18 protein-coding genes, 7 tRNA genes, 4 rRNA genes and 1 riboswitch are annotated in these 24,914 nt (G+C 49.7%); of the genes, 8 read left to right on the forward strand and 21 right to left on the reverse strand.

What is annotated here, in order from left to right; all coding sequences use genetic code 11:
• Nucleotides 1-34: 34 nt before the first annotated feature.
• The 5 genes from tuf to JC793_RS18790 form a co-directional block, all read right to left on the reverse strand.
• Nucleotides 35-1,219 carry an elongation factor Tu gene (gene tuf, locus JC793_RS18770; RefSeq protein ID WP_166706867.1) on the reverse strand — a complete coding sequence of 395 codons (1,185 nt, stop codon included), beginning with the start codon at nucleotides 1,217-1,219 and terminating at the stop codon, nucleotides 35-37.
• A 110-nt stretch (nucleotides 1,220-1,329) separates the two neighbouring features.
• Nucleotides 1,330-1,405, reverse strand: a tRNA-Thr gene (locus JC793_RS18775).
• Between the two features lie 6 nt (nucleotides 1,406-1,411).
• Nucleotides 1,412-1,486 (reverse strand) — tRNA-Gly (locus JC793_RS18780).
• A gap of 102 nt (nucleotides 1,487-1,588) precedes the next feature.
• Nucleotides 1,589-1,673, reverse strand: a tRNA-Tyr gene (locus tag JC793_RS18785).
• Nucleotides 1,674-1,689: 16 nt separating this feature from the next.
• A tRNA-Thr gene (locus JC793_RS18790) sits at nucleotides 1,690-1,765 on the reverse strand.
• 386 nt (nucleotides 1,766-2,151) lie between these two features.
• Between JC793_RS18790 and coaA the strand changes: the two genes are divergently transcribed.
• Nucleotides 2,152-3,096, forward strand: a complete 945-nt coding sequence (gene coaA, locus JC793_RS18795) for a type I pantothenate kinase (protein WP_166708819.1) — start codon at nucleotides 2,152-2,154, stop codon at nucleotides 3,094-3,096.
• A 28-nt stretch (nucleotides 3,097-3,124) separates the two neighbouring features.
• Here the strand turns inward: coaA and birA are convergent, their stop codons facing one another.
• The 11 genes from birA to btuB all read right to left on the reverse strand — a co-directional run bounded on the left by birA (nucleotide 3,125) and on the right by btuB (nucleotide 13,955).
• Complete coding sequence (gene birA, locus JC793_RS18800) at nucleotides 3,125-4,105, reverse strand: bifunctional biotin--[acetyl-CoA-carboxylase] ligase/biotin operon repressor BirA (protein WP_166708820.1); 981 nt, start codon at nucleotides 4,103-4,105, stop codon at nucleotides 3,125-3,127.
• Nucleotides 4,102-5,139, reverse strand: coding sequence for a UDP-N-acetylmuramate dehydrogenase (gene murB, locus JC793_RS18805; protein WP_218426997.1), 1,038 nt, complete (start codon nucleotides 5,137-5,139; stop codon nucleotides 4,102-4,104). Before murB ends, birA begins: the two co-directional genes overlap by 4 nt.
• 139 nt (nucleotides 5,140-5,278) lie before the next feature.
• Nucleotides 5,279-5,394: ribosomal RNA gene (gene rrf, locus JC793_RS18810) — 5S ribosomal RNA — on the reverse strand.
• A gap of 33 nt (nucleotides 5,395-5,427) precedes the next feature.
• Nucleotides 5,428-5,503 (reverse strand) — tRNA-Thr (locus JC793_RS18815).
• A gap of 35 nt (nucleotides 5,504-5,538) precedes the next feature.
• A 5S ribosomal RNA gene (gene rrf, locus JC793_RS18820) occupies nucleotides 5,539-5,654 on the reverse strand.
• A gap of 113 nt (nucleotides 5,655-5,767) precedes the next feature.
• A 23S ribosomal RNA gene (locus JC793_RS18825) occupies nucleotides 5,768-8,674 on the reverse strand.
• A 315-nt stretch (nucleotides 8,675-8,989) separates the two neighbouring features.
• A tRNA-Ala gene (locus tag JC793_RS18830) sits at nucleotides 8,990-9,065 on the reverse strand.
• A 127-nt stretch (nucleotides 9,066-9,192) separates the two neighbouring features.
• Nucleotides 9,193-9,269 (reverse strand) — tRNA-Ile (locus JC793_RS18835).
• Nucleotides 9,270-9,335: 66 nt separating this feature from the next.
• Nucleotides 9,336-10,881: ribosomal RNA gene (locus JC793_RS18840) — 16S ribosomal RNA — on the reverse strand.
• Together the 16S, 23S and 5S rRNA genes with 3 tRNA genes alongside form the textbook arrangement of a ribosomal RNA operon.
• A gap of 376 nt (nucleotides 10,882-11,257) precedes the next feature.
• A complete protein-coding gene (murI, locus tag JC793_RS18845) occupies nucleotides 11,258-12,124 on the reverse strand; it encodes a glutamate racemase (RefSeq protein ID WP_218426999.1) in 867 nt (288 codons plus the stop codon).
• Complete coding sequence (gene btuB / locus JC793_RS18850; protein WP_218427001.1) at nucleotides 12,069-13,955, reverse strand: TonB-dependent vitamin B12 receptor BtuB; 1,887 nt, start codon at nucleotides 13,953-13,955, stop codon at nucleotides 12,069-12,071. The genes murI and btuB overlap by 56 nt, the downstream gene beginning before the upstream one ends.
• 64 nt (nucleotides 13,956-14,019) lie before the next feature.
• A riboswitch (cobalamin riboswitch) is annotated at nucleotides 14,020-14,204 on the reverse strand.
• Nucleotides 14,205-14,311: 107 nt separating this feature from the next.
• Between btuB and trmA the strand changes: the two genes are divergently transcribed.
• The 6 genes from trmA to JC793_RS18880 all read left to right on the forward strand — a co-directional run bounded on the left by trmA (nucleotide 14,312) and on the right by JC793_RS18880 (nucleotide 18,971).
• Complete coding sequence (gene trmA / locus JC793_RS18855) at nucleotides 14,312-15,412, forward strand: tRNA (uridine(54)-C5)-methyltransferase TrmA (protein WP_107680718.1); 1,101 nt, start codon at nucleotides 14,312-14,314, stop codon at nucleotides 15,410-15,412.
• A 434-nt stretch (nucleotides 15,413-15,846) separates the two neighbouring features.
• On the forward strand, nucleotides 15,847-16,536 hold the full coding sequence (locus tag JC793_RS18860; RefSeq protein WP_218427003.1) for a DUF4198 domain-containing protein: 690 nt from the start codon (nucleotides 15,847-15,849) through the stop codon (nucleotides 16,534-16,536).
• 9 nt (nucleotides 16,537-16,545) lie between these two features.
• Complete coding sequence (locus JC793_RS18865) at nucleotides 16,546-17,058, forward strand: nickel ECF transporter (protein ID WP_046892932.1); 513 nt, start codon at nucleotides 16,546-16,548, stop codon at nucleotides 17,056-17,058.
• A 12-nt stretch (nucleotides 17,059-17,070) separates the two neighbouring features.
• A complete protein-coding gene (gene cbiM, locus JC793_RS18870; protein WP_046892931.1) occupies nucleotides 17,071-17,703 on the forward strand; it encodes a cobalt transporter CbiM in 633 nt (210 codons plus the stop codon).
• Nucleotides 17,696-18,412, forward strand: a complete 717-nt coding sequence (locus JC793_RS18875; protein WP_218427005.1) for an energy-coupling factor transporter transmembrane component T family protein — start codon at nucleotides 17,696-17,698, stop codon at nucleotides 18,410-18,412. Before cbiM ends, JC793_RS18875 begins: the two co-directional genes overlap by 8 nt.
• A complete protein-coding gene (locus JC793_RS18880; RefSeq protein WP_247717286.1) occupies nucleotides 18,327-18,971 on the forward strand; it encodes an energy-coupling factor ABC transporter ATP-binding protein in 645 nt (214 codons plus the stop codon). The genes JC793_RS18875 and JC793_RS18880 overlap by 86 nt, the downstream gene beginning before the upstream one ends.
• A 62-nt stretch (nucleotides 18,972-19,033) precedes the next feature.
• Here the strand turns inward: JC793_RS18880 and JC793_RS18885 are convergent, their stop codons facing one another.
• The gene (locus tag JC793_RS18885; RefSeq protein WP_107680723.1) at nucleotides 19,034-19,408 is read right to left on the reverse strand and encodes a YijD family membrane protein; all 375 of its coding nucleotides are present in this window, start codon (nucleotides 19,406-19,408) and stop codon (nucleotides 19,034-19,036) included.
• Between the two features lie 23 nt (nucleotides 19,409-19,431).
• Entirely contained in the window at nucleotides 19,432-20,088 is a 657-nt protein-coding gene (gene fabR, locus JC793_RS18890) for an HTH-type transcriptional repressor FabR (protein WP_046892927.1), read from the reverse strand.
• A 204-nt stretch (nucleotides 20,089-20,292) separates the two neighbouring features.
• Here fabR and sthA point away from each other — a divergent pair, with 204 nt between their 5' ends.
• A complete protein-coding gene (sthA, locus tag JC793_RS18895; RefSeq protein WP_046892949.1) occupies nucleotides 20,293-21,693 on the forward strand; it encodes a Si-specific NAD(P)(+) transhydrogenase in 1,401 nt (466 codons plus the stop codon).
• On the opposite strand, the gene oxyR is transcribed toward sthA, so the two are convergent.
• The 3 genes from oxyR to JC793_RS18910 all read right to left on the reverse strand — a co-directional run bounded on the left by oxyR (nucleotide 21,690) and on the right by JC793_RS18910 (nucleotide 24,763).
• On the reverse strand, nucleotides 21,690-22,601 hold the full coding sequence (gene oxyR / locus JC793_RS18900; RefSeq protein WP_046892926.1) for a DNA-binding transcriptional regulator OxyR: 912 nt from the start codon (nucleotides 22,599-22,601) through the stop codon (nucleotides 21,690-21,692). The two genes, sthA and oxyR, sit on opposite strands and share 4 nt — an antisense overlap.
• A gap of 111 nt (nucleotides 22,602-22,712) precedes the next feature.
• The gene (locus JC793_RS18905) at nucleotides 22,713-23,522 is read right to left on the reverse strand and encodes a hypothetical protein (protein ID WP_218427007.1); all 810 of its coding nucleotides are present in this window, start codon (nucleotides 23,520-23,522) and stop codon (nucleotides 22,713-22,715) included.
• Between the two features lie 41 nt (nucleotides 23,523-23,563).
• Nucleotides 23,564-24,763 (reverse strand): MFS transporter, encoded by a 1,200-nt coding sequence (locus JC793_RS18910; RefSeq protein ID WP_218427009.1) that lies wholly within the window; start codon nucleotides 24,761-24,763, stop codon nucleotides 23,564-23,566.
• Between the last annotated feature and the right edge of the window lie 151 nt (nucleotides 24,764-24,914).

Below are 24,914 nucleotides of genomic sequence, written 5' to 3' on the forward strand. Positions count from 1 at the left end.
AGCCGAAGCTCTCTTTTTCATAATCAGCAGGGAATTAACCCAGAACTTTCGCTACAACACCCGCGCCAACGGTACGGCCGCCTTCACGGATTGCGAAACGCAGACCTTCGTCCATTGCGATTGGGTGGATCAGGGTTACGTGCATCTGGATGTTATCACCAGGCATAACCATTTCCACGCCTTCCGGCAGTTCAATTGCACCGGTTACGTCAGTTGTACGGAAGTAGAACTGAGGACGGTAGCCTTTGAAGAACGGAGTATGACGACCACCTTCATCTTTGCTCAGAATATAAACTTCTGATTCAAATTTGGTGTGTGGTTTGATTGAACCTGGTTTAGCCAGTACCTGACCACGTTCGATTTCTTCACGCTTAGTACCACGCAGCAGAACACCGACGTTCTCACCCGCACGGCCTTCGTCCAGCAGTTTGCGGAACATTTCAACACCGGTACAGGTTGTTTTGATCGTGTCTTTGATACCCACGATTTCAACTTCTTCGCCCACTTTAACGATACCGCGCTCAACACGACCGGTAACAACTGTACCACGGCCGGAGATTGAGAATACGTCTTCGATTGGCAGCAGGAACGGCTTGTCAATTGCACGCTCTGGCTCAGGGATGTAAGAATCCAGGAAACCAGCCAGTTCAACGATTTTTGCTTCCCACTCAGCTTCGCCTTCCAGTGCTTTCAGCGCTGAACCGCGAACGATTGGGGTATCGTCGCCCGGGAAATCGTACTGAGACAGAAGTTCACGAACTTCCATTTCAACCAGTTCCAGCAGCTCTTCATCATCAACCATGTCACATTTGTTCAGGAATACGATGATGTAAGGAACGCCAACCTGACGACCTAACAGGATGTGCTCACGGGTCTGTGGCATAGGGCCATCAGTTGCAGCAACAACCAGGATTGCGCCGTCCATCTGGGCAGCACCGGTGATCATGTTTTTAACGTAGTCGGCGTGCCCCGGGCAGTCAACGTGCGCATAGTGGCGGCTTGGAGTATCGTACTCTACGTGAGAAGTAGAGATGGTGATACCACGCGCTTTTTCTTCTGGTGCGTTATCGATCTGATCGAATGCACGTGCGCTGCCACCGTAGGTTTTTGCCAGAACGGTAGTGATTGCAGCAGTCAGGGTAGTTTTACCGTGGTCAACGTGGCCGATAGTACCAACGTTAACGTGCGGTTTCGTACGTTCAAACTTTTCTTTAGACATTAGTTGTCCCTCTAAGACACGGAATCGGTGGTTTCACCACATCAACCAAGCAGTGTTGCTTGTCTGGATATTTACAGGGAAAAAAATCAAGGAAGGGAGAACAACGGAAGTGGTGCTGATAGGCAGATTCGAACTGCCGACCTCACCCTTACCAAGGGTGCGCTCTACCAACTGAGCTATATCAGCACATCTTGGAGCGGGCAGCGGGAATCGAACCCGCATCATCAGCTTGGAAGGCTGAGGTAATAGCCATTATACGATGCCCGCGTGAACTCGGCTACCTGACTTTAATCTGCTGTAACTGAATCCCGGGTATTTTACATCGAAGGAGTGTTGAGTAAAACACCAAGGATAATAATTCACATTGGATGGTGGTGGGAGAAGGATTCGAACCTTCGAAGTCTGTGACGGCAGATTTACAGTCTGCTCCCTTTGGCCGCTTGGGTATCCCACCTTTCCAAATTGTTAAATGGTGCCGGCACCAAGAGTCGAACTCGGGACCTACTGATTACAAGTCAGTTGCTCTACCAACTGAGCTATGCCGGCATCAAGTGCTGCGCATTCTATGGAGACTTTGCGCAGGATGCAACAAAAAAATCGCTGAAATTGTTCTTTTGCTCACAAAGTGGACATTCTTCCGTATTTTGCTGTTTTTTTCAATAGGTAATGTACAAATTAGCAGCGATACTTATCACTCACACTCTCAGCAATCACACTGATGAACTACCGCAAAAGTAAATAATTCGCTTATTTTTAACCACCTGGTTATGTCATGTGCAATGTGATTTATGCCTCCGGCATCAAAAAAAATGCATTTTTTCAAAAAAATTGCTACGCCTGACCCCTATCTCTCGCTATGATGCGAATTATTTTCCGCCGGTACAGGTATTAATGACCTGTCCAACCTGCGTAATAAAGGCAGCAGTTGGTTTATGTATAAAGAAAAATCGCTCTCCCCTTATCTCCATTTCAGCCGCAGTCAGTGGGCTACCCTGCGTAACTCCGTTCCGATGACGTTATCTGAGCAGGAAATCGACGATCTGCGCGGTATCCACGATGAAATCTCGATTGATGAAGTGATCGCGATTTATCTGCCGCTGTCCCGGCTGCTGAACTTTTATATCAGCTCTAATCTGCGGCGCCAGGCCGTACTGGAGCAGTTTCTCGGCAGAAATGAAGCCAAAGTCCCTTATGTGATTGGTATTGCCGGCAGTGTCTCTGTCGGAAAAAGTACCACAGCCCGGTTATTGCAGGCGCTTCTGAGCCGCTGGCCGGAACATCGCAAAGTGGATTTGATTACCACCGATGGTTTTCTTCATCCCAATTCTGTACTGAATGAACGCGGTATCATGAAGAAGAAAGGATTTCCTGAATCCTATGATATGCATAACCTGGTACGTTTCGTTTCTGAAGTGAAATCCGGGACTCCGCGGGTTCTGGCGCCGGTGTATTCGCACCTTACTTATGACATTATACCGGATAAACAGTTAGTGGTTGAGCAGCCGGATATCGTGATTCTGGAAGGTCTGAATGTGCTGCAGAGCGGAATGGACTATCCGGAAGCGATGCATCATGTCTTTGTATCCGATTTTGTAGATTTTTCTATCTATGTGGATGCACCGGAAGACTTGCTGAAGAGTTGGTATATCGGGCGGTTCCTGAAATTCCGTCAGGGCGCATTCAGTGACCCGAACTCCTATTTCCATCACTATGCACAGCTTGAAGAAAGTGAGGCCGTCAGTATCGCATCAACTATCTGGGATGAGATCAACGGCCTTAACCTGCATGAAAATATTCTGCCGACCAGAGAGCGGGCCAGCCTGGTGATGACCAAAGGCACCAATCACATGGTGACAAATGTTAAACTGAGAAAATAATCAGTTTTTCTGTTAAAAATAAACCGGCTCAGGCCGGTTTATTTTTTGAATCTACGCCACGGAGTGATATTTCTCCGCCGATGTAGGGAGTAATTTCACCGAACTGATCTAATAATAAAGCACCCTGTCCGTTTATCCCTCTGGAAACACCAACGACTTCACGCTCGCCAATAATTAGTTTTACTTCACGATTGAGATAGTTATCAAAAGCATACCAGCGTTCAATAAACGGCGTCAGCCCGCTTTTTTCAAACAGATGTAATGCGTCGGTGAGATGTTTAATAAACTCCGAAGATAATACATTACGATCAATCTGAATGCCGGACTGCTGAAGATTGATCCACTGCTGGCCAATCTGATCTGTGCCATTGCTTTCCATCGTCAGGTTAATGCCGATTCCGATAACCACATGGGCAGCATCTCCGGTTTTTCCCTGAAGTTCAACGAGGATACCGGCCAGTTTCTTATCATTCAGATATAAGTCATTCGGCCATTTTACTTTTACACCGGACGCGCCCAGCTCATGCAGCGTTTCCGCAAGGACTATGCCCACTACCAGGCTCAGCCCGATAGCTGCTGCGGGTCCCTGCTCCAGCCGCCAGTACAGAGAGAGGTACAGATTACGGCCAAACGGAGAGATCCACTGCCGGCCACGGCGGCCGCGTCCGGCATACTGATATTCAGCCACACAGGCATCCCCGGACGTCAGTTCCCCGACTTTGTCCATCATATGCTGGTTGGTGGAACCAATAACCGGCAGTACTTCCACATTCCGCCCGGGCAGGAGCGTTCGGATCACTTCCGGCTGTAACAGGTTCATCGGTGCAAAAAGACGGTAGCCCCTGCCGGTGACCGTTTCCATTTCTATACCCATTTCGCGTAATGTACGGATATGTTTATTAACTGCCGCACGCGTCATTCCCAGCTGCTCACCAAGCTGTTCTCCGGAATGGAATTCTCCGTCCGATAAAATGCCGATCAGCGTCAGCGGTACAGTGTAATCTTTCATGCAATAGCCTCTGTGGCACTGATTTCACCGTCAGCGCCGATAAAACGGACCTCCGGTTCCAGCTGAACACCAAAACGGGCAGCAACCTGCTGACGGACATAACGTGCGAGACGGATAACATCATCCCCTGTGGCATTATCGCGATTGATTAATACCAGCGCCTGATTCATATGAACTGCCGCACCACCTTCCTGATGGCCTTTCAGACGACACTGGTCGATAAGCCAGCCGGCAGCGAGTTTAATTCCGTTATCCGCCACATATTGCGGGCAGTCCGGATATTGCGCTTTAATTTTTTGTGCGCATTCAGCAGTGACTACCGGGTTCTTGAAAAAACTGCCGGCGTTGCCGGTTACAGCCGGATCCGGCAGTTTGCTCATCCGCATCCGGCAGACCATATCAAATACCTGCTGAGGCGTGGCTGTGGCGGGATCAAGCGATTTCAAATCACCGTAGCTCAGATTTGGTTTCCACGTCTTCGGTAATTTCAGACCAACCGCAGTGATGGCATATCCCTGCTGATAATCATGTTTGAAAATACTGTCACGATAACCAAAACGACACTCCGCTGCAGCCAGGCGCTTTGTCTTACCATCTGACAGAGACGTAATATCCACATAGTCACATACATCTTTAAATTCGGTTCCGTATGCCCCGATATTCTGAATCGGTGCCGTACCGGCACATCCCGGGATCAATGCCAGATTCTCCATCCCGTAAATACCGTTCGCCAGCATCCAGCGGATCAATTCATGCCAGTTTTCACCGGCACCTGCTTCGATAAGCCAGGCATCAGGCGTTTCCCGGACAGTCCTGCCCGGAATCCGGTTAACGACGACAGAGCCATTAAAATCAGCAGTAAACAGTACGTTGCTGCCGCCACCTAATAACAGAAAAGGCGATTTTGCTGTTTGTGCAGCCTGCCATAACCGGCAGAGATCAGAAACGGTCTCCGCGATGTCAATATGACGGGCGTTGGCTTCCATACCAAATGTATGTAACTGACGGAGTGAATCAGCAGGTTTGAGGGACATAATGAAAAACTCATCTGACAAATATGGCAGCTAGTTTATCAGTCCGCAGACGCGGATCCCAGCATTGCGGGAATTTGTATTTTTGACGGAGAGAAATGCAAAAAAGCCACTCAGATGAGTGGCTTTCTTTAAATATAAAACCTGGCGGTTCCCTACTCTCACATGGGGAGACCCCACACTACCATCGGCGCTACGGCGTTTCACTTCTGAGTTCGGCATGGGGTCAGGTGGGACCACCGCGCTACGGCCGCCAGGCAAATTCGTTTTCTTTCTGCCGAACTAAATTAATGGTGCTGATACCCAGATTCGAACTGGGGACCTCACCCTTACCAAGGGTGTGCTCTACCAACTGAGCCATATCAGCAAAAATCTGCGCTTTTGCACAGACTTTAAATAATAACCTGGCGGTTCCCTACTCTCACATGGGGAGACCCCACACTACCATCGGCGCTACGGCGTTTCACTTCTGAGTTCGGCATGGGGTCAGGTGGGACCACCGCGCTACGGCCGCCAGGCAAATTCGTTTAATCCAAAACAAGCTTTTCATAATGAATGACTCTGTTGTCTCTTCACTATGCTGAAAAATCGGTTTCTTTCGTCTCTCAACTCAAAACACCTTCGGTGTTGTCAGGTTAAGCCTCTCGGTTCATTAGTACTGGTTAGCTCAATACATCGCTGCACTTACACACCCAGCCTATCAACGTCTTAGTCTCAAACGTTCCTTCAGGACCCTTAAAGGGTCAGGGAAGACTCATCTCGAGGCAAGTTTCCCGCTTAGATGCTTTCAGCGGTTATCTCTTCCGCACTTAGCTACCGGGCAATGCAATTGGCATCACAACCCGTACACCAGTGGTGCGTTCACTCCGGTCCTCTCGTACTAGGAGCAACCCCTTCTCAATCTTCCAGCGCCCACGGCAGATAGGGACCGAACTGTCTCACGACGTTCTAAACCCAGCTCGCGTACCACTTTAAATGGCGAACAGCCATACCCTTGGGACCTACTTCAGCCCCAGGATGTGATGAGCCGACATCGAGGTGCCAAACACCGCCGTCGATATGAACTCTTGGGCGGTATCAGCCTGTTATCCCCGGAGTACCTTTTATCCGTTGAGCGATGGCCCTTCCATTCAGAACCACCGGATCACCAAGACCTACTTTCGTACCTGCTCGAGCCGTCACTCTCGCAGTCAAGCTGGCTTATGCCTTTGCACTAACCGCATGATGTCCGACCATGCTTAGCCAACCTTCGTGCTCCTCCGTTACTCTTTGGGAGGAGACCGCCCCAGTCAAACTACCCACCAGACACGGTCCCGACCCGGATTACGGGTCTGGGTTAGAACATCAAACGTTAAAGGGTGGTATTTCAAGGTCGGCTCCGTGCAGACTGGCGTCCACACTTCATTGCCTCCCACCTATCCTGACACATCAAGGCTCAATGTTCAGTGTCAAGCTATAGTAAAGGTTCACGGGGTCTTTCCGTCTTGCCGCGGGTACACTGCATCTTCACAGCGAGTTCAATTTCACTGAGTCTCGGTGGAGACAGCCTGGCCATCATTACGCCATTCGTGCAGGTCGGAACTTACCCGACAAGGAATTTCGCTACCTTAGGACCGTTATAGTTACGGCCGCCGTTTACCGGGGCTTCGATCAGAAGCTTCGCTTGCGCTAACCTCATCAATTAACCTTCCGGCACCGGGCAGGCGTCACACCGTATACGTCCACTTTCGTGTTTGCACAGTGCTGTGTTTTTAATAAACAGTTGCAGCCAGCTGGTATCTGCGGCTGGCTTCAGCTCCGTGAGTAAATCACTTCACCTAATGCCAGCGTGCCTTCTCCCGAAGTTACGGCACCATTTTGCCTAGTTCCTTCACCCGAGTTCTCTCAAGCGCCTGAGTATTCTCTACCTGACCACCTGTGTCGGTTTCGGGTACGATTAATGGTAACCTGAAGCTTAGAGGCTTTTCCCGGAAGCAGAGCATCAATCACTTCACCACCGTAGTGGCTCGTCGTCACGCCTCAGTGTTAACAACCGACCGGATTTGCCTGGTCAGTCCACCTGCACGCTTAAACCGGGACAACCGTCGCCCGGATGATTTAGCTTTCTCCGTCCCCCCTTCGCAGTTACCACCAGTACGGGAATATTAACCCGTTGCCCATCGACTACGCTTTTCAGCCTCGCCTTAGGGGTCGACTCACCCTGCCCCGATTAACGTTGGACAGGAACCCTTGGTCTTCCGGCGTGCGGGTTTTTCACCCGCATTATCGTTACTTATGTCAGCATTCGCACTTCTGATACCTCCAGCATGCCTCACAGCACACCTTCACAGGCTTACAGAACGCTCCCCTACCCAACAATATTCACATATCGCTGCCGCGGCTTCGGTGCATAATTTAGCCCCGTTACATCTTCCGCGCAGGCCGACTCGACCAGTGAGCTATTACGCTTTCTTTAAATGATGGCTGCTTCTAAGCCAACATCCTGGCTGTCTGAGCCTTCCCACTTCGTTTCCCACTTAATTATGACTTTGGGACCTTAGCCGGCGGTCTGGGTTGTTTCCCTCTTCACGACGAACGTTAGCACCCGCCGTGTGTCTCCCGTGATAACATTCTCCGGTATTCGCAGTTTGCATCGGGTTGGTAAGTCGGGATGACCCCCTAGCCGAAACAGTGCTCTACCCCGGAGATGAATTCACGAGGCGCTACCTAAATAGCTTTTGGGGGGAACCAGCTATCTCCCGGTTTGATTGGCCTTTCACCCCCAGCCACAAGTCATCCGCTAATTTTTCAACATTAGTCGGTTCGGTCCTCCAGTTAGTGTTACCCAACCTTCAACCTGCCCATGGCTAGATCACCGGGTTTCGGGTCTGTACCCTGCAACTAAGACGCCCAGTTAAGACTCGGTTTCCCTGCGGCTCCCCTATTCGGTTAACCTTGCTACAGAATATAAGTCGCTGACCCATTATACAAAAGGTACGCAGTCACACCATAAAGGTGCTCCCACTGCTTGTACGTACACGGTTTCAGGTTCTTTTTTCACTCCCCTCGCCGGGGTTCTTTTTCGCCTTTCCCTCACGGTACTGGTTCACTATCGGTCAGTCAGGAGTATTTAGCCTTGGAGGATGGTCCCCCCATATTCAGACAGGATAACACGTGTCCCGCCTTACTCATCGGACTCACAACACCAGTGCTTTCAGATACAGGGCTATCACCTGCTGTGGCCAGCCTTTCCAGACTGTTCTCTTAACACTGATACTGATTAAGGTCCTGGGCTGCTCCCCGTTCGCTCGCCGCTACTGGGGGAATCTCGTTTGATTTCTTTTCCTCGGGGTACTTAGATGTTTCAGTTCTTCCGGTTCGCTTCATTACCCTATGTATTCAGGTAATGATAGTGTGACGAATCACACTGGGTTTCCCCATTCGGAAATCGCCGGTTATAACGGTTCATATCACCTTACCGGCGCTTATCGCAGATTAGCACGTCCTTCATCGCCTCTGACTGCCTAGGCATCCACCGTGTACGCTTATTCGCTTAACCTCACAACCCGAAGGTGTCTTATATGAACCGACGGACTGCGCTTTGCGATTTCTTTGTCGGGCGGTGCTCGTGATGCTCACATACTGATGTATGCTGCGCTCACTGCGCTCCGGCCTTCGCGAAATCACTTCGCTCGCCGCGTCTTACACTGAAGAACACGTTCAAAGTTGTTCGGCTGAGAGACTCATCAATATTACCTCGGTGATAATATTGATTGTTTCAATTTTTCAGCTTGTTCCGGATTGTTAAAGAGCATAATAATTCACAGCATACCGTTTCCGGTAAACTCTGAATTATTTTTCAGATATCAGATAATGGTGGAGCTAAGCGGGATCGAACCGCTGACCTCCTGCGTGCAAGGCAGGCGCTCTCCCAGCTGAGCTATAGCCCCATTATTTGGTTTTTCCGGGGTGTGTCTTTTCATCATGAAAAGAGGAAACCGCATTGAGACAAGGCATGGAAAGGCGAAGTTTACTAAGGTAAACGAGTCTTTTCATAACGCAGTATCAATTCGGTTTTGGTAGGCCTGAGTGGACTTGAACCACCGACCTCACCCTTATCAGGGGTGCGCTCTAACCACCTGAGCTACAAGCCTATTCCCGGTATCTGCTTCTTTCTATCAGACAATCTGTGTGAACACTCACATTCCAAATCAACTAGGTAAGGAGGTGATCCAACCGCAGGTTCCCCTACGGTTACCTTGTTACGACTTCACCCCAGTCATGAATCACAAAGTGGTAAGCGCCCTCCCGAAGGTTAAGCTACCTACTTCTTTTGCAACCCACTCCCATGGTGTGACGGGCGGTGTGTACAAGGCCCGGAAACGTATTCACCGTAGCATTCTGATCTACGATTACTAGCGATTCCGACTTCATGGAGTCGAGTTGCAGACTCCAATCCGGACTACGACGTACTTTATGAGTTCCGCTTGCCTTCGCAGGGTCGCTTCCCTTTGTATACGCCATTGTAGCACGTGTGTAGCCCTACTCGTAAGGGCCATGATGACTTGACGTCATCCCCACCTTCCTCCGGTTTATCACCGGCAGTCTCCTTTTGAGTTCCCGCCATCACGCGCTGGCAACAAAGGATAAGGGTTGCGCTCGTTGCGGGACTTAACCCAACATTTCACAACACGAGCTGACGACAGCCATGCAGCACCTGTCTCAGAGTTCCCGAAGGCACCAAAGCATCTCTGCTAAGTTCTCTGGATGTCAAGAGTAGGTAAGGTTCTTCGCGTTGCATCGAATTAAACCACATGCTCCACCGCTTGTGCGGGCCCCCGTCAATTCATTTGAGTTTTAACCTTGCGGCCGTACTCCCCAGGCGGTCGACTTAACGCGTTAGCTCCGGAAGCCACGCCTCAAGGGCACAACCTCCAAGTCGACATCGTTTACAGCGTGGACTACCAGGGTATCTAATCCTGTTTGCTCCCCACGCTTTCGCACCTGAGCGTCAGTCTTTGTCCAGGGGGCCGCCTTCGCCACCGGTATTCCTCCACATCTCTACGCATTTCACCGCTACACATGGAATTCTACCCCCCCTCTACAAGACTCTAGCTGACCAGTATCAGATGCAATTCCCGGGTTAAGCCCGGGGATTTCACATCTGACTCAATCAACCGCCTGCGTGCGCTTTACGCCCAGTAATTCCGATTAACGCTTGCACCCTCCGTATTACCGCGGCTGCTGGCACGGAGTTAGCCGGTGCTTCTTCTGTCGGTAACGTCAATTGTCAAGGTTATTAACCTTAACACCTTCCTCCCGACTGAAAGTACTTTACAACCCGAAGGCCTTCTTCATACACGCGGCATGGCTGCATCAGGCTTGCGCCCATTGTGCAATATTCCCCACTGCTGCCTCCCGTAGGAGTCTGGGCCGTGTCTCAGTCCCAGTGTGGCTGATCATCCTCTCAGACCAGCTAGGGATTTGTCGCCTAGGTAAGCCGTTACCTTACCTACTAGCTAATCCCATATGGGTTCATCTGATGGTGCGAGGCCCGAAGGTCCCCCGCTTTGGTCCGTGGACATTATGCGGTATTAGCTACCGTTTCCAGTAGTTATCCCCCTCCATCAGGCAGATCCCCATACATTACTCACCCGTCCGCCGCTCGTCAGCAGAGAAGCAAGCTTCTCCCTGTTACCGCCCGACTTGCATGTGTTAGGCCTGCCGCCAGCGTTCAATCTGAGCCATGATCAAACTCTTCAATTAAAAGTGTTTGATGCTCAAAGAATTAAACTGTTTACTGCTGCTTATTTCTAAGCTGCTGTATTGGTCACTCTTCAAGACTTCTCAAAAATATATTTTTTGTGATATGTCCTGCGAGTGCCCACACAGATTGTCTGATAAATTGTTAAAGAGCAGTTGCAACATTCGCTGCCGTTGCCGGTCTTCTGCGTTGTTGCGAGGCTGCGTATATTACGCTTTCCTCATTCGGTGTCAAGTATTTATTTCAGACTTTTCACCTTGTTATCTCAGCGGACTCAGCGTCCTGTGCCGTGACAACGGATGCGAATTATAGGGAGTTTTCATCTGACCGCAAGGGGTAATTTATAAAAATGTGCTGACTGCTGATTATTACAGCAAATCACCCTGTAATTGTCAGTTTTTTCAGCGATTCAAGTCCCAATTGCTGCAAAACAGGCTGTAATTTCTGTGTGGTTTCATCATCCCGCAGACAATACGCCACATTTTCTTCATCCGTTAAGTAATGAGGTTTTTCACTATTATTGATTAACCACTGCACGCGGCGGGCAATCGCCGCACCGGAATCCACCAGCCGGGTGCCGTCCGGTAATGCGGATTTCAGCTCTTCGGCGATCAGCGGGAAGTGCGTACATCCTAATACCACCGTATCCGGCGGCTCTTTCATATTCCGCCACGGCGCAAGAATAGTTTCCAGAGCGCCTGCCGGAATTGCCTCACCATACAGCTTACGTTCTGCGAGTTCGACCAGCTCCGCCGATCCTAATAGTGATACCCGGCACTCAGAGGCAAACCGGTCAATCAGTTCCCGGGTGTAAGCCCGTTTTACCGTAGCCCGTGTTGCCAGCAGCCCGACCAGGCCGTTACGTGTCAGTTTTGCCGCCGGTTTGATCGCCGGAACCACACCGACCACCGGAATATCGGACATTGCACGCAGCGCAGGCAGTGTAATGGTGCTGGCGGTATTACAGGCAATGACAATCACTGCCAGCGGATGCTGCTGAGCAATCTGGCGGACAATCTTAGTCACACGATCGACAATAAAGGCTTCGGTTTTTTCACCATAAGGAAATGCCTCATTATCGAATGCATAGATATAGCGGAGATCAGGAAGTAAATTTCTTACTTCCTGATACACAGATAAACCGCCCATGCCGGAATCAAACAGCAGCACTGTCGGGCGGGTTTTCAGATCAGAAGTTGTAGCTTCCTGTGAGGAAGTATTCGCGGCCAGCGGTTCGATAGCCATACGCAGTCTCGTAGTCTTTATCAAACAGGTTAGCTACTTTACCACGAATTGTCAGATGGTCAGTGATCGGATATGCGGCGGTGATATCAAAAATACTGACGCCGCCGAGTTTTTGCTTATTCGCCGCATCATCATAACGTTTACCGATATACTGATACGTCAGTCCCATATCAACATCCGACACCGTCCAATCCAGCTGATACTTAACCTGCTGCTGCGCACGGCGCGCCAGACGCTTATTGGTATCTTTATCTTTTGCATCCAGGTATTGATAGGTCATCTGATGATGGAAAATCCAGGTATCAAATTCCCCCACCCACTCGGCACCTTTGATTTTAGCTTTACTGCGGTTTATATAGGTATTCGGTGAGCCCATCTCGTAATCGATCAGATTTTTAATATCATTATGGTAGCCGGTCAGTTGCCAGGAAAGTGGCCCGGTATTTCCTTCCAGTCCTAATTCCCATTGCTCACTTTCCTCCGGTTTTAAATCCTTATTACCAACGATGGTTCCCCAGTCAAATGTCGTATTGGCATATAACTGCCCCAGTGTTGGTGCTTTAAATCCTGTTGCATAAGAACCGATAACCCGGTAACCATCGACAAACTCCCATCCGGCACTGGTCTGCCAGGTGGTATGCCAGTTAAATTCCGAATGATGGTCAGAGCGGACCGCAGCCTCAAGAATAACTTTATCTATTTCCTGCTGTCCTGTCAGATAGAAACCGGTATCAGAAATGGATTTACTGTCAGCTATCATTGCCGTACCGGGTTCCATTTCCTGTTTCTGATAATCAATACCGGCATTGATGCTGCCATATCCGACACGGTAATTATTGCCCCACTGTGCAGAATACTGTTTCGAGTTGTCCAGGGTTGCGCCATCACCATAACGGCCATAACGGTTATCATAGTTATAGTCTTTAACCCGGCTGTAGCTCATGACCAGCTGAGAAGAATAATCCCCCTGATTAAATGTGAGGCCTGCATCATATGTCCGGTTTTCTAACTCACGGCGGTCACTTGCCGGATCAGCAGGTAACGACCACATCTCAGATTTAAATCCGAAATATTTACTGCGGTTATCATAACCATATGCACGTCCGTATACTGCAAACCGATCATCCAGTTTGTGGTGCACATCCAGCCAGTAGGTTTTATTCATAAAGCCATAGTCACGGCCGCTTGGTGTGGCATAACCGTCATAATCACGGCGGATATCAAATCCTTTAGAATAGGTATACGCCGCTGCGGCTGTTACCCGGGTATTTTCGCCAATCTGTTGCTGGGTGGTTCCGGTATAATTCTGGTAGCCGTGAGAACCAATACCCGCTGTGATATTTGAACCGATATCATCCCGGATAGTAATGATATTCAGCACACCGCCGATAGCATCCGAACCATATACCGCAGAACGTGCACCACGGATATACTCAACCCGCTGTACCAGTGCCACCGGGAACTGATTCAGATCCGGCTGACCGGAAATACCGGCATTATTCAGACGGACACCATCTATTAATACCAGTAAATGTTTTGCATCTGTCCCGCGTACCGATACGGTACTGTTCTGACCTAATCCGCCACTCTGAGTCACATCCACACCCGGCAAACGACGCAGAATATCGACAACAGAATTCGACTGCCATTTATCTATCTCTTCACGGGTCACAACGGTTACCGGCGCCAGCACGGACGAAACCGGCTGCTGAAAACGGTTAGCGGAAACAATTATCTGATCATCATTAGTATTAGCAGAAGCGCTAAAAGATAATGCGGAAAACACGGCCAGTCCGACAGCGGACAGCGCATAAGGCGAGGTCATTTTCATTTTTCCTGAGCACCCACATATATATAAAGAGGATGCCACCCGTCTGCTTTGTAGCGTCAGCAGGACGGACGACAAATCTTCGGCAGGTCTTCGGACTCAGGAGGGTATTTCTCAATTCCCTGCAACGACTTCCCGTCATTTATAACAGTGTCATCGTGTTGCTTTACCATTACCGCTGCGCGCCAGTTCCGGAATTTCACCGGATTCCCTTTTCATTCTTATGAAGAAACCGAATTATCATGCTACGATCCGGCCTTAAAATCTGTCCAGAATAAGATGTCTGAATTGTCGGGCGGAACACTTTAATCACTAAGACACGAACATTTTTTGTGATCAGCAAAACGGATCAACGCGCCATGCATAATACGTTACCCATTGAAAATTATGAAGAACAACTTGCAGAGAAGGCAAGAAGTCTGCAAAAAATGATGCAACCTTTTCAGGCGCCGGATGCTCACGTATTTGCGTCACCGGTTTCACACTACCGGATGCGGGCCGAATTCCGTATCTGGCATGAAGGGGATGACCTCTGGCATATCATGTTTGATCAGCAGACCAAACAACGTATCCGGATAGATACCTTCCCTGCCGCAAGTCAGCTAATTAATGACATGATGCAGGCTATTTTGCCGTTACTGAAACAAACTCATCTGCTGCGCCACAAACTTTTTCAGATTGATTATCTGTCGACACGAAGCAACAAAATTATTGTCTCCCTGCTCTATCATAAAAAACTTGATGACAGCTGGACAGAAGCCGCCAAAACACTGCGGGCACAATTACAGTCACAGGGCTTTGATTTACAGCTGATAGGCCGCGCGTCAAAAACAAAAATCATGCTGGATAATGATTATGTTGATGAAGTTCTGCCGGTCGCAGGTAAAGAGATGATTTACCGTCAGGTGGAAAACAGCTTCACGCAGCCGAATGCGGCGGTCAATATTCATATGCTGGAGTGGGCACTTTCGGCAACAGAAGGATCACAGGGCGATTTACTGGAGCTGTATTGTGGTAACGGTAATTTTTCACTGGCGCTGGCGCGTAATTTCCGCCGCGTACTGGCAACAGAAATCGCCAAACCGTCCGTCGCTGCCGCACAATATAATATCGATGCTAACCATATTGATAATGTGCAGATTATCCGTATGTCCGCAGAAGATTTCACACAGGCGATGCAGGGAGTGCGTGAGTTTAACCGTCTTGCCGGAATTGATTTGTCTTCTTATGAATGCAATACCATTTTTGTCGATCCGCCGCGCAGCGGGCTGGATGCCGAAACCGTTAAACTGGTTCAGGGCTACGAGCGGATTCTGTATATTTCCTGTAATCCGGAAACATTATGTGAAAATCTGGAAACACTGAACCAGACACATGATGTCGTACGGCTGGCGCTGTTTGATCAGTTTCCGTACACCCCGCACATGGAAAGCGGTGTTTTGTTGATCCGGCGCAGATAAGTTGTTACGCGTTTCTCCGAAAAGTTCTTGATCAATGATCAGGAACTTTTTTACTTTATGAGTTTAACGCACTAATTCCTTTATGATCACCTGCAGTTTTCACGATTTTCTTTCTCCGTCAGAATGATCTGCTGAGCCCGGCCCCTGATGACGAAAAATACGTCATAAAGTGATATTTAAATTCTGTAAATATTCATTCAACTAATATTCATTACACTCATAACATTTCAAAGACAAAAAATAACCCTCATGCAATAAATTAACAACCTGCCCTGTCCTATTAAAAAATACGTTTGTGGTAAATAAATATTTAACAATTTACTGTGAGCCGCTCCTGATATTAATTATTCTTCTGAATTTAAGGTCTTATTTTTATTTTCACTGCTCTATACTCGGCCGTAAATAATCCCGTAACTTAATCGAAAGGTATTTTTATGTCTCTGAAGAAAATAACGTTAATTTCAGCCGCTCTGTTATTTGGCAGTTTTCAGGCAAGTGCACATAATATCTGGATAGAACAAACTGACGGCTCTGATTATGTTGTCCGCTTTGGTCACAACCCGACAGAAACCTATCCGGAAAATAAATTAAAACCGGTTCAGGCTGTTATGCAGGATGGTAAAGTTGAAACAGTCAGTACGACGTATAAAGATGGTGAAGCTTACTTCGTCATGCCTGAGAATGCGTCGATTATCTTATTAGGCTACGACAACGGCGTCTGGAGTAAATTAAAGAACGGCCGTACCGTTGAAAAAAATAAAATTGAAGTACCGGACGCGGAATTCAGCAAAAATCCGATTAAATTCAGTAAAAACATCGTGAAGTGGGATGATAATGCCACGAAAGTCTTTAACACCCCTTATGAACTGGTACCGATGACCAAACCTGTCGCCGGTCAGGAGTTTGAAATCAAAGCTCTGAAAGATGGTCAGCCGCTGGAAGGCATGAAGATTGCCAAAAGTGAAGAAGATCCGGGTGTGTTAACCAATAAAGACGGTCTGGCAAAATTCAAAGCTGAAAAAGGCGCCAATAAAGTTTACGCCGAATACAAACTGGATACTCCGGATAATAAAGAGTACGGATTCCAGCAGCTGGAATATGTTTTATCTTTTGACGCTGAGTAATTAAACGTTATGAAATCTGTTTATTTATTTGCCATTTTACTGATTAACGGGGTGCTGTTGGCAACAACAGCACAAGCTCATTCCATGCATGTGGTTGCACAGCTGGAAGGTAATGTTATCAGCGGGCAGTCTTATTATTCTGATATGTCTCCGGCAAAAGATACCTATGTCGGTACTTATCTGAAAGGCCATGAAGATGATGAAATATCCGGTAAGACCGATGAGAAAGGCTATTTCAAAATCGAAGTACCGGCAACCGGCGATTATATTCTCTATGTTGAAGGTGATGAAGGGCACAAAGTGGAAACGGAAGTCCCGGTTATTTCCGCAACAGCCGGCACCGGCAGCAGTGATTCTTCTTCCGGCTATATTCAGATCCGCCAGGATATTGATCAGCTGAAGAATAAAATTTATCTGCAGAATATTCTCGGTGGTGTGGGTTATATCGTGGGTATTTTCGGTGTGATCGCATTCTTCCGTGCCCGTGAGTTAACTAAGCAGGCCGCTAAAAACGCCGCATAACAGGAGGAAGACATGCATTTATCTGAAGGCGTATTACATCTTCCTGTACTGGCCGGAGCCGGTGTGGTCGCGGCCGCCGGGGTTGCTATCGGCATCCGTCAGCTGGATACTTCGCGTCTGTCACTGGCAGCCCTGTTCGGGGCTGCGTTTTTTGTCGCCGGAACTATTCATGTGCCGATAGGGGTCAGCAGTGTGCATCTGATCTTAAACGGGCTTGCGGGATTGTTCCTCGGCTGGGCGGTTTTCCCGGCATTCCTGATTGCCCTCGCGCTGCAGGTACTGTTTTTCTCCTTCGGCGGATTCGCGGTTCTCGGGGTTAACCTGTGTAATATTTCCATTCCGGCGCTGCTGGTTTATTACCTGTTCCGTAATTCCCTGCGCCCGGGGCTGAGTCAGGGGCGTCTGGTGTATCTCGGTGTGATGGCCGGGGTTATCGGCACCCTGGGTACGGTGTGTCTGACCTCGCTGGCACTGGTGCTGGACAGCGGTAAGTCTTATATCGATCTGGTCTGGCTCCTGTTTATCGGGCACCTGCCGATTTTTGTCACCGACTCCCTGATCAGTGTGGGGATCCTGCTGGCGCTGGCAAAAATGCGTCCGGCCGCCCTGATGGTTAATCAGCACGGGCAACATACCTATGGATAACTGGCTGCCTCCTCACCGGCGCCTGCTTCTTGCGGTTCTCTGGGCTTTTCTGCTCAGCGGTATCCGGCAGACCGACTGGCTTATTGCCGGTCTGTCGGGTGCTTTTCTGCTGTTTATTGTCTGCCGCCGCCGTCAGTTGGGCCGTTCACTGCTGACCGTGCTGAAACTGAATATTTTTATCCTGTTTGTCTGGCTGACACTGCCGTGGAAAATTGAGAGCCAGGGCATTGTGCAATCCCCGGCAGGCGTGTTTCTCGCCCTGCAAATCACGCTGAAAATGAATGCGATTCTGCTGTTTGTCTCTGCGATGCTGACAAACATGACAGATATCGATCTGGCATGTGCCGTGAAGCGTTATCCCCTGCCCGACAAGCTGATTAAGCTGTTTATTCTGACGATCCGCTATATCGCGATTTTCAGTGAGACCAAACAACAGCTTGAAACTGCCATGAAAGCACGGGGATTCCGTAAAGGGATGAATAAACGGACATTTACCATGCTGTCCCAATTAGTCGCCCTGCTGCTGATCAAAGCGATGCACAAAGCGGAAACCACTGAAATGGCGCTGAAAGCCCGGGGTTTTTACGCACGCCCGTCTTCTGTTAATACAAAAAGGTCTGTTAATGACGTCCCAAAATCCCCTGATTCAGGTCAGCAATCTGGTTGTCAGCCGCAACAATGTACCCATAATTCAGGATCTGAACTTTGAACTGAACGCCGGAGAACGGCTTTTTCTGTGCGGTGATATCGGCAGCGGGAAATCTACTCTGCTGCACACTCTGTTAGGTTTTATCCCGTTTACCGGGAATATTTCGGTTTTCGGCAAGTCCCGTCACTCTGAGGACGACTTCACAGAGGTTCGCGGCCCGCTGGGATTGCTGTTTCAGCATCCTGATGATCAGTTGTTCGGTCCGGGTGTGCTGGATGATGTAATGTTCGGCCCGCTGAATATGGGAATGACACAGGAGGCAGCAAGGGAACGCGCCTTACAGTGCCTGGAGATGCTGGATATTGTCCGGCTGAAAGACCGCGCTGTGACTGAAATTTCCGGCGGTGAAAAAAACTTTACCGCACTGGCCGGTGTACTGGCAATGTCACCGTCAGTTCTCCTGCTGGATGAACCGACCAACGGCCTGAATGAGAAAAATATTCAGCGGCTGGAAGATATTCTCACACAGCTGAATCTGCCGATGATTGTTGCCTCTCATAATCAGCAGTTTACACAGCGGATGGCACACCGCGTGATCCCGTTTCCCTGCCGTGCCTGACACGGATACAAAGAAGCCGGTCAGTGACCGGCTTCTTCTGCATCTTTATCTTTCTGACGCGATTACTCCGTTACTTCATCCTGTCCGGTGGCACGGCGCTGTTTCATCGCCCGGTAGAGCCACAATGCGATAATCACAATAAAGACGGCAGAAAAGTAGTTTGATCCGGCTTCCGGATATTCCGCACGCATCAGGGCGTTATAGGCGAACAGACCCAGGAAGAACGTGCCGGTCACCAGCTTGGGCATGCCTTCCGGCAGCATCTGGTTGAGGTAGCGCTGATGGAAACAATAGACCGCAAGACACAATGCCAGAACCGGAAAAACCGAAAAATGGACTGCGGAATTAAAAAGTGCTGAAAAAGTACCGTGTACTGAAAGCCCGACAATAAAAGCGAGCAGTAAGGTTCCTTTGTCACGGCGATACTGTTCCGTCATAACGTTCTCCTTGGTGATGTGTGCTAAATTAAAGGGGTATAATCGGGGTCATGCATTTTCTCTTGTTCGCGGCGATACCAGTAATACGCGCCTCTGGCGATCATCCGCAGCTGTAATACCAGCCGCTCTTCCAGGTACGCCCGCTTTTCCAAATCAATATCCAGAGCTTCCGCACCGGCGCTGAATACGATGGTTACCATCGATTCTGCCTGCAATTCAGTAAACTGACGCGGCATTTTACTTTCCAGTTCCAGATAGTCTGCCAGCTCTGCAATAAAATGCTGGATTTCCCGTGCGACTGCCGCGCGGAATTCTGAGGATGTCCCGGAGCGCTCACGTAATAATAACCTGAAAGCGTTGGGGTTATTACCGATAAACTCCATAAATGTCGCAACTGATGTCCGGATCACACTCCCGCCTTTGGCGATACGCTGCCGTGCCTGACGCATCAGCTGGCGCAGCATCAGTCCGCTCTCGTCCACCATGGTCAGCCCCAGTTCATCCACATCTTTGAAATGACGGTAAAAAGACGTCGGAGCGATTCCGGCCTCGCGGGCGACCTCACGCAGGCTCAGACTGGTGAAGCTGCGCTCGGCGCTCAGCTGACTGAAAGCCGCTTCAATCAGGGCCCGGCGGGTTTTTTCTTTTTGTTTTGCTCTTACACCAATCACGTTACTCACGGAATTCAGACTCTCAATTTATTCAGACGGATCAATATAACAAACTTAATACTTTTTTCAGTGATGATTAGCTTATGGCCGGTGAAATTCCTGAAAAAAAGATTTTCCGAACTGTGACCTGTAAACCTTACTAATCATAGGCTGATTTTGCATCTGATGTTAAGATGATGTTGTTAATTTATGTATAAACAGGTTATTTCTCATATGCAACAGAACCAGTTTGACGCCATTGTCATCGGCTCCGGCCCGGGTGGCGAAGGTGTGGCAATGGGACTTGTGAAGCAGGGAAAACGGGTTGCCGTGATTGAGCGTTATAACGACGTCGGCGGCGGCTGTACCCACTGGGGAACGATTCCTTCCAAAGCGCTGCGCCACGCCGTCAGCCGTATTATCGAATTTAACCAGAATCCGCTGTACAGTGATAACTCCCGGATTCTGAAATCGTCATTTTCAGAGATCCTGGCACACGCCGGGCGGGTCATTACCCAGCAGACCGGCATGCGGCGCGGCTTTTACGAGCGTAACGGCTGCACAATGTTCTGCGGCGAAGCAAAATTCACCGAAGAAGGTGATGTCTGTGTGCGCTACAGCGACGGTAGCTGCGATATTCTCCGTGCGGATAATGTGGTTATCGCCACCGGCTCCCGGCCGTACTGCCCGCCGGATGTCGATTTCAGCCACTCCCGTATCTATAACAGCGATACCATTCTGTCACTGACGCACGAACCCCGCCATGTCATCATTTATGGTGCCGGGGTTATCGGCTGTGAATATGCCTCGATTTTCCGCGGTCTGAGTGTCAAAGTGGATTTAATTAACACCCGCGACCGGTTACTGGCATTTCTCGACCAGGAGATGTCGGACGCACTCACCTATCACTTCTGGAATAACGGCGTGGTTATCCGCCAGAATGAAGAGTATGAGCGGATTGAGGGCACCGGTGACGGCGTGATTATTCACTTCCGCTCCGGAAAAAAAGTAAAAGCAGACTGTCTGCTCTTTGCCAACGGCCGCACCGGTAACACCGATAATCTCGGTCTTGAGCATGTCGGGATCACGGCTGACAGCCGTGGTCTTATCAGTGTTAATGATACCTATCAGACCAGCAATCCGGCGATTTATGCGGTCGGGGATGTTATCGGCTACCCGAGCCTCGCCTCGGCGGCCTATGACCAGGGGCGGATTGCCGCCCGGGCCATCACTCATGACGGCGATGCCCCGCTGCATCTGATTGAGGATATCCCGACCGGAATTTACACCATTCCGGAGATAAGCTCAGTCGGCAAAACAGAACAGCAGCTGACCGCGATGAAGGTTCCGTATGAAGTGGGCCGGGCACAATTCAAACATCTGGCCCGGGCGCAAATCGCCGGGCTGGATGCCGGCAGTCTGAAAATTCTGTTCCACCGTGAAACACGGCAGATTCTGGGGATCCACTGCTTCGGCGAGCGTGCGGCTGAGATTATCCATATCGGCCAGGCGATTATGGAACAAAAAGGTGAAGGTAATACCATCGATTATTTCGTTAATACCACCTTCAACTACCCGACCATGGCCGAAGCTTACCGGGTTGCCGCACTGAACGGGCTTAACCGCTTATTTTAAACAGCGGGCTCCTGCTGGTAATAAGCACTCATTTTTGCACGGATAGCCTCTGCCAGCTGACTGTAACGGCTGCGCAGAGGTGATCCCGGACGATAAACCAGAATTACTTCACGGAACGGCTCCGGATTGGTGCAGGAGAGATAGCACACACCATCGCGTTTGTGCTCCGGCGGAATCGCCAGATCCGGCAGTAACGTGATACCGCTGCCCGCGGCCACCATATTACGCAGCGTTTCCATACTGGTTGCCCGGAAGTGGGTATCTTCCCGTGCGCCCGCCTGGAAACAGAATCCCATCGCCTGGTCACGCAGACAGTGCCCGTCTTCCAGCATCAGCAGTTTTTCGCCGGCCAGCTCGTGCATTTCCACTTCCTGACGTGATGCCCACGGATGCTCATCATAAATCGCCAGTTTCATCGGCTCATTAAACAGCGGTTCTTCAATAAAGCTGCCGGTTTCTTTTACCCGCGCCAGAATCGCGCAGTCGAGTTTGCCGCTGTCCAGTTGCGCCAGCAACTGATGTGTCTGAGCTTCATGCAGATACATCTCGAGTTTCGGCCATAACCGGTGCAGTTCCGGAATGATATGCGGCAGCAGATACGGGGCGATGGTCGGGATCAGACCGATATGCAGCGGTCCCGCCATGCTTTCCCCCTGAAGAGAGGCCATTTCCTCAAGGATTTTCACTTCACGCAGGATGGTCCGGGCCTGATCCACCAGCAGCATTCCCTGCTGGGTAAACAGGACCTTACGGCTGGTCCGCTCCAGCAGCATCACTCCCAGCTCATCCTCCAGCTTGCGGATCTGCCCGCTCAGTGTCGGCTGGCTGACATGGCAGGCATCCGCCGCACGGCGAAAGTGATTATGCTCAGAAAGTGCCACCAGATATTCCAAATCCCGGATATTCATGCCTGTGTCTCCGTCTGCGATTAATAGATAAAATCAATTGATAACTATCATAACGCAGTTAGATTATTAAGCGAATTTTTATCCTGAAAATCAGAACGGGCCTCTTTTTTGTCAGCGCTGCCGTCGTTTCTGCTCCGCTGTCAGCCAGTCAGTGGCACTGCCGATGGTGACCGGTTTCGGTACTGTGCGCATATAGTCACAAAAAGTATCATGAATATCTGCGGACACCGCCACACTCATCAGTATGTCCAGGGTTGCGGTGGTCACCGGAGAAGACAGCATCTGCATTGTGAGCTGTTTTTCCCGGTACCGGGTCAGCCAGTAAACCACCATGGCGGTAATTAGTAATAGCAGACCGACCAGCAGGCCATTGAGAAATTCCGGCCGTAAAACAGCTAAACCACAGAACAACAGTATACCGCCCGACATAAATAAGGCGGTACTCAGCAGCGTCAATTCTGACTGGCGGTGCTCCTGTCCTGTTATGATGGATTTCAGTGAGTAAGCGTCATCCCGTACTTCCCGCTCAATGCCGTACGTTTCTGCCATTATCACGCCCAGTTCCTGCTCTGCGGCTCCGATAGTTACCGGCACAGGCTGTTGCGCACACCAGGCATCAAATTCACGCCGGATCCCTGTCAGGTCCGCAAGATCCCGGTAAACCGGCCATTCTTCCGGTGAAACTTCCCGTGCGAGAAATGCTGTCACTCCCCCGGCTTTTGCGATAAGCCCGGTGACATAAGACTGCCTGTGCAGCATAAACAAGTAAAATGCCGCCGCCATAGCACCGATTGCCGGCACAATCAGATAAAGATTACTGCGTAATAAAAATATAAGCGCCACTGACAACAGCCCCATGCCATAACTGCCCGCACGGAAAAGCCATGTATGTTTTTCCAGGCGGTTCAGAAAATCGTCCATATTCCCAACCGTGATTAACAATGAAAACACATTGATAACCATCATACCGCACAAGCTTTGGCAGGGGCATTCCGCATTAACCGGTAAGAAAGCATGACGGTCAGGCCGGAGGCGGCGATATACACACCGGCATATGTCAGGTCATATGCTACCAGCCAGCCGATAATTAATGGGGTAAATCCGCCGATCAGGGTGGATGCAAGGTTATATCCCAGGCTTAATGTGGTGGTGTGACCACGGGAAATACCGGCAATCACCGATGCCAGTGTGCAGGAGATACAGGATGCATTAATGGTCAGGATCAACTGAGCAGTAATGACCAGGCCGGTTTGTTCGCTGCTGAGTAAGAAATAAAGCGGGACAGAAAAAATGACCAGTGCCGCTGATGCGCTTTTAAACACTTTTTCTGCCGAGCTGTATTTATCCGTCAGCCACCCGCAGGTCAGAATACAACACAGATATAAACAGGATGAAAAAATTGCATAACTGCTTTTCAGGGATTCAGCTCCGATATGATCCCGTACAAGTGAAGAAGACATATTATAAGAATAGAATACCGCAGACCCCGGCACGGTCATCAGGAAAATCAGTAATGCCCGCAGGCCGTCAACACGCTTTGTGATAACAGATTGCACCGGCAGTGCAGGTAACCTGGTGCGGAACCAGAAACTCATAATAATATTAAGCACCCCGACCAGCAGCGGGATCCGCCAGCCGACAGTTTGCATCATCTCCGGTGACAGCATGCTCTCCAGTAATAACACCAACCCGAGAGATACGATAACCCCGGTAACAGAGCTGCCGACAATCAGAGCGGAAATTCTGGCATATTCATTTCTCTTTGCATCACTGAATAAATATGTCATCAGCGACGGGTTTTCCCCGGCAAAGCTGAAAGACAACACCATTTGCAACAACAGAATAGCAACCGGTGTATAAGAGCCCAGTAAATGAACTGGTAATAATGCCATACATAATGTCGCAACGCCGGTAATCTGGCTGGTTAAAACCAATGCCGCCTTTTTCCCCGCCCTGTCCGCATAACGTCCGATAATATAGCCGCCGATCGGACGTGCCAGAAAACGTAATGCAAATATTCCCCAGACCATTTCAGTTGCTGATTCATAACCCAGTCTTTCAAGCTCAGCGCTGAGATATACGGAGATTGCCGCAAAAACTGCGATATCGTAATACTCCAGTGCATTCCCTGCCACGGCACCCAGCCGGTATCTCCATTTCATTATCAATTCCCTTTGATCCTGATAAAGACGGGCTGCCCGGCAGCCCGTCAGGCCGTTGACAAACCCGCAGGGGTTGGCGACGACCGACAGTGGTTGTAAAAATAAACCAGGAAAATCAATTTATTGATTTTCGGCTGATAACACAAAGCAG

The sequence above is a fragment of the Morganella morganii genome (assembly GCF_019242955.1).
Classification (GTDB): Bacteria; Pseudomonadota; Gammaproteobacteria; order Enterobacterales; family Enterobacteriaceae; genus Morganella; species Morganella sibonii.